The 4,890-nt window shown below is 64.3% G+C and carries 4 protein-coding genes; 2 read left to right on the top strand and 2 right to left on the bottom strand.

Annotated features, from left to right (window positions below):
* Positions 1–201: 201 nt before the first annotated feature.
* Together ACH2AT_RS10635 and hisS are read right to left on the bottom strand one after the other, a co-directional pair.
* A complete protein-coding gene (locus ACH2AT_RS10635) occupies positions 202–423 on the bottom strand; it encodes a DUF378 domain-containing protein (protein WP_394965919.1) in 222 nt (73 codons plus the stop codon).
* 123 nt (positions 424–546) lie between these two features.
* A complete protein-coding gene (gene hisS / locus ACH2AT_RS10630; protein WP_394965917.1) occupies positions 547–1,791 on the bottom strand; it encodes a histidine--tRNA ligase in 1,245 nt (414 codons plus the stop codon).
* Positions 1,792–1,902: 111 nt separating this feature from the next.
* Between hisS and ACH2AT_RS10625 the strand changes: the two genes are divergently transcribed.
* On the top strand, positions 1,903–3,078 hold the full coding sequence (locus ACH2AT_RS10625) for an MFS transporter (protein WP_394965915.1): 1,176 nt from the start codon (positions 1,903–1,905) through the stop codon (positions 3,076–3,078).
* A 306-nt stretch (positions 3,079–3,384) separates the two neighbouring features.
* A complete protein-coding gene (locus ACH2AT_RS10620) occupies positions 3,385–4,788 on the top strand; it encodes an APC family permease (protein WP_394965913.1) in 1,404 nt (467 codons plus the stop codon).
* Positions 4,789–4,890 lie beyond the last annotated feature (102 nt).

The raw sequence follows: 4,890 nt of genomic DNA, 5'->3' as shown, positions 1-4,890 counted from the left end.
CAGGTGCAGGTCGTGTCCTGGTACGACAACGAGAACAGCTACACCAGCCAGATGGTCCGCACCATCAAGTACTTCGCCGAGCTGTGATCGCTCACTGAACGCAAGGGCAAAGGGCCCCCGGCAAACGCCGGGGGCCCTTTTTTGCGCAGGAAGGCCGCGGCGCATGTTGCGCCGCGGCCTTCCCCTCTGATGAAAAAAGATTCAGGACCGGGTGCTTTCGCCGCTGCCGCCGCCCAGGCCCAGCAGGCCGGGGATGGCGCCCAGCGCCGCCAGGCCCACCAGCGTGAAGATGATGCGGCTGATGGTGCTGGCGGAACCGCCGAACAGCCAGCCCACCAGGTCAAAGCTGAACAGGCCGATGAGGCCCCAGTTCAGGCCGCCCAGGATGAGCAAAGCGACACAGATCTTGTAAAACGTCCGCATGGGGTCGTCTCCTCCCTTCCTGGCAGTAGTCTGCCCGGGGGGCGGGGCGTTTATGCAAAAAGGGGAGGGGCGGGCGTTTTTTCACCCGCCCCTCCCCTTTGCGTGCCAAGGAAGGGGAACGGCTCACCGGGCCGCGCCCAGGGCCTTGATGTCGTCGTTGTCGGCAAAGGCCGCGGCGGCAAAGCCCTGGGCCTCCAGCTGGCCCAGCTGCCTGCCCAGCTTCCTGGCCTGGGGCAGAACGGTCACGGTGTACTGGCTGCGCAGGCCGGCGGCCTTTTTCAGCACCTGGGCAAAGTCGGCCTGGGGCAGATAGAGCAGCGCCAGCCGGGCCTTTTCGGCGGGCACGGCAAAGCCCTGCTGGGCCAGGATGGCGCAGATGCGCTCAAAGCCGATGGAAAAGCCCACCGCGGGCACCGGCTGGCCCAAAAACTTGCCCACCATGTTGTCGTAGCGGCCGCCGCCCGCCACCGCGCCGGCAAAGGCCGGGCAGGTGACCTCGAACACGATGCCGGTGTAGTAGCCCTGGCCCCGCACCAGGCTGGGGCAGTAGGCGATGGAGTATTTCCCTTCGGCCAACGCCGCCACCGCGGCGATGACCCGCTCAAGGTCCTCCGCCAGGGCCCCGTCGCCGCACAAAGCGCCCACCGCGGCAAGGTCGGTGCGGCCGGCGGCCAAAAATTCGCCCAGCGCCGCCACCGCGGCGGCGGGGCAGCCCTTTTCGGCCAGCTCGGCGGCCACGCCCTCGGCGCCGATCTTGTCCAGCTTGTCGAAGGTGACGCACACGCTGTCCAGGCTGCCGGGGGCAAAACCCATGCCGGCGAGCATCCCCCGCAGGATGCGCCGGTCGTTGACGTTCACCGTGAAATCCTTGAAGCCAATGTCCAGAAGGGCCCGGGCGGTCACGTCGATCAGCTCGATCTCGGCGTTGATGCTCCCGTCGCCCAAAATGTCGATGTCGCACTGCACGAACTCCCGCATGCGGCCCTTCTGGGGCCGCTCGGCCCGGAACACCCGGTCGGTCTGGATGACCTTGAAGGGGGTGGGCAGCTTGTCCCGGTTGGCGGCGTAGTAGCGGCTCAAAGGCAGCGTCAGGTCATAGCGCAGGCCCATGTCCGAAAGCTCTTTCTCCTGGCCCGAGGCCAGCGCGGCGGCCAGCTTGTCGCCCCGCTTGAGCACCTTGAAGATGAGGTTCAGGTTGTCGCCGCCCTCGCTCTTGTCCAGGTTTTCCATGTCCTCCAGCATGGGGGTGGCGATGCGCTGGAAGCCGCTGGCCCGGTAGGTGGCCAGGATGCGCCCCTGCACATAGTCCCGCAGGCGCTGTTCGTCGGGCAGATAGTCCTTCATGCCCTTGAGCGGATTGATCTTCATGGCTGTTCCCCCTGTTATTGCGTGTTTGACTTATATCATAGCCCTGCGCGCCCGCATTTGTCAATCGGAAAGGGCCATACTAACGGCAAAGACAGCAAGGGGGAAGGAACGATGCAGCGCTTTTTGAAAAAGCACCGCTGGACCATCCTGGCGGCGGGGGCCGCCATCCAGATCCTCACCGGGGTGCCCGCCGCCTGGGGCGTGTTCCAGGGCCCGGTGCGGGCAGAATATGGCTTTGACGAGGCGGCGGCCAGCTTTGTGCTCAGCCTCACCATCGGGGCTTACGGCCTCGGGTGCGTGCTGGGGGGCTTTTTGCAGGACAGGGCCGGCCCCCGCATCGCAGGCTTTGCGGGCACGGCGCTGCTGGCGGCGGGCTTTTTTGCCGTGGGTTTCGTGCCGGCGGGCAAGCCCGGGCTGTTCTATCTGGCCTTCTCGCTGCCGGTGGGGCTGGGCAGCGCCTTCCTCTACCCGGCGGTAATGGGCTGCGCCCAGAAGTGGTACGCCGAGAAAAAGGGCCTCGCCACCGGCGTCATCGGCGGGGCGGTGGGTCTCTCCGGCGCGGCGCTCACCCTCCTGGTGCGCTTTCTGAGCGGGCGTTGGGGCATCCGGGCCTGTTTCTGGGTGCTGGGCGGCCTGCTGCTGGCGGTGTGCGCCGCGGGCAGCGCCCTTTTGGAAAACCCCGAAAACGCCGCGGCCCCGGCGGAAAGCGGCGGGCGGGATTTCACCCCCCGGCAGATGCTCAAAACGCGGCAGTATAAGCTGGTGTTTCTGGCCACCGCCCTGGCCAGCCCGGCGGTGCTGCTGTTCAGCCCGGTCATCGTGCAGCTGGGGCAGGAGCGGGGCCTCTCGGAGGGCGCCGCCCACCTGGCGGTGGCCGTCGGCTCCGTCGGTTCGGCGGCGGGGCGGCTGGCCATGCCCGCGGCCAGCGACCGCATCGGCCGCCGGGCGGCGGACCTCATCCTCTTCGGCGGCCTCTGCGGCCTGTCGGCGGCCTTTGCCTTCGCCGGGGGCTGGTGGGTGATCGCCGTTTACACCGCCCTGACCTTCTGCTATTCCGGCGAGGCGGCGGTGCTGCCCAGCCTGTGCACCGACCTGTTCGGCATGAAGCACACCGGCGTCAACTACGGATTTCTGGCGCTGGGCATGAGCGCGGGCAGCATCGGCTTTCCTCTGGCGGCGCGGGCGCTGGGCCTTGGGGCGGGCCGCCACTGGCTGGCGGCGGGGGCGGCCGCGGCGGGCTTTGCCTGCCTCGCGGCGCTGCGCCCCACGAAGGGCGAAAGGCTGTGAGGCCTGCCGCCGCAGGTGCAAAAACGTCTCTTTTTGGTGCACGATCATGGAATTGCATACAAAATGCCTGTTAATCTATTGACATTTATCCACAGACAGTGTTATTTTTATAACGGCTGAAGGGGACGAACTCTCCGGACCCGGAAACCGAATACCCGCTGCCATGCAGCCCGACCGGCGCGGCCGGTCCCGCCTTGTGTGACAACATCGAAAAACCGCGCGAGGGAAAGCGCCGGGGCTTCGGTGTTTTTTTTGCGGGCAGGCGGTTTTGACGGGGGGCCAAACCTGTGAAAAGGAGTCATTGTTATGGAAAACACCCAAACGAAAGGCGGCCTGAACAAAAGTCTGAAACTGATTTTTGTTTACACCGTCGCCACCGGTTCCATCTTCACCTTCGTGAACTATTGGGACTCGGTCTTCTACGGCTACTGCGGCAGCGGCACCTTCCTGGCCTTCGGCCTGATGACCATCGCCATCCTGCCTGTCGCCCTGGTCTACAGTGAGCTGGCCAGCCTGTTCCACACCTCCGGCGGCGAACTGATCTACAACACCGTCGGCATCAACAAGCATGTGGGCTTTTTGGCTTCCTGGCTGATCATGGCCGCCTGGATCTCGGTTCCCCCGGCAGTTGTCATGGCCATCATGACCTGGGTGAACAAGACCTTCAGCCTGAACATGGGCACCTGGACCATGGTCGCCTTTGCCGCCGTGCTGCTGGTGCTCTACTTCCTGATGAGCATCCAGAACGTGCAGATCCTGGTCAAGGCCCAGGCTGTGATGCTGTTCTGCAACATCACCGTCACCATCCTGACCGGCTTCATCCTGCTGTTCAGCGGCCACTGGCACCTGTCCAACTTCGGCAACATCTTCAACACCACCCTCGACTCCGTCTACGGCATCCCCGGCTGGGTCATCGGCATGGCTCTGCTGATCACCCCCTACTTCGGATTTGAGACCGTTCCCCAGATGGTGGAGGAAGGCGACTTCCCCATCAAGAACTCCAAGAAGGCCATCTGCGGCTCCATCCTCACCTGCGGCAGCATCTATGTGTTCTATTACTTCTGCGTGGCCGGCCTGGACGGCCTGCAGGATGTCTACACGAACTTCGCCCAGGACGGCTTTTTGACCATCTCCACCATGCAGAACGAGCTTGGCTGGACCTTCTGGCCCATCGTTGTGGGCCTGCTGTCCTGCCTGCTGGGCATGGGCGCTTCCCTGCTGGGCTTCTGGATGTCCACCGTTCGTATGCTCTACTCCATGGCCAACAAGAACTTCCTGCCCAAGGTGTTCGCGAAGGTCAACAAGAACCAGCAGCCCCTGCTGCCCAACGTGTTCCTGCTGGTGCTGAGCCTGGTGTTCATCGTTCTGCAGAACTCTTCTGACTTCATGAGCGCTTTCTTCAACCTGATGAGCTTCGGCTGCGCCTGCGCCTACGCTCTGACCATGATCAGCGCTGTGTGCATCCACCACAAGTACCCGGGCTGGAAGAGCTCCAACGCCGTCAAGGGCGGCGACGCCTTCCGCATCCTGGCCATGCTGATCGCTGTGGCCATCGCCTTCTTCTGCACCCTGGGCCAGGGCATCGACTCCTGGATCTGCTTCGGTGTGTATCTGGGCGTGGGCGTGGTCATCTGGCTGTGGATGGTCTGCGTCAACTGGAAGAAGCACCCCGTGGAGATCGAAACTCCCGACGGCATCAAGCAGTTCTGAGCTCCGCTTTCCTGAGCACAAGACAACGAGACGGAGAGCGACGTGGACAGACAGCGGCTGATAAGCGAGGGCGCGCGTCTCGTCATGCCGGGGGCGCTTATA

It is taken from the genome of Candidatus Allofournierella excrementigallinarum (genome assembly GCF_944388085.1).
Taxonomy (GTDB): Bacteria; Bacillota; Clostridia; order Oscillospirales; family Ruminococcaceae; genus Allofournierella_A; species Allofournierella_A excrementigallinarum.
Note: the sequence above shows the minus strand (reverse complement) of the source record. Positions and strands in the feature narration are given on the sequence as shown.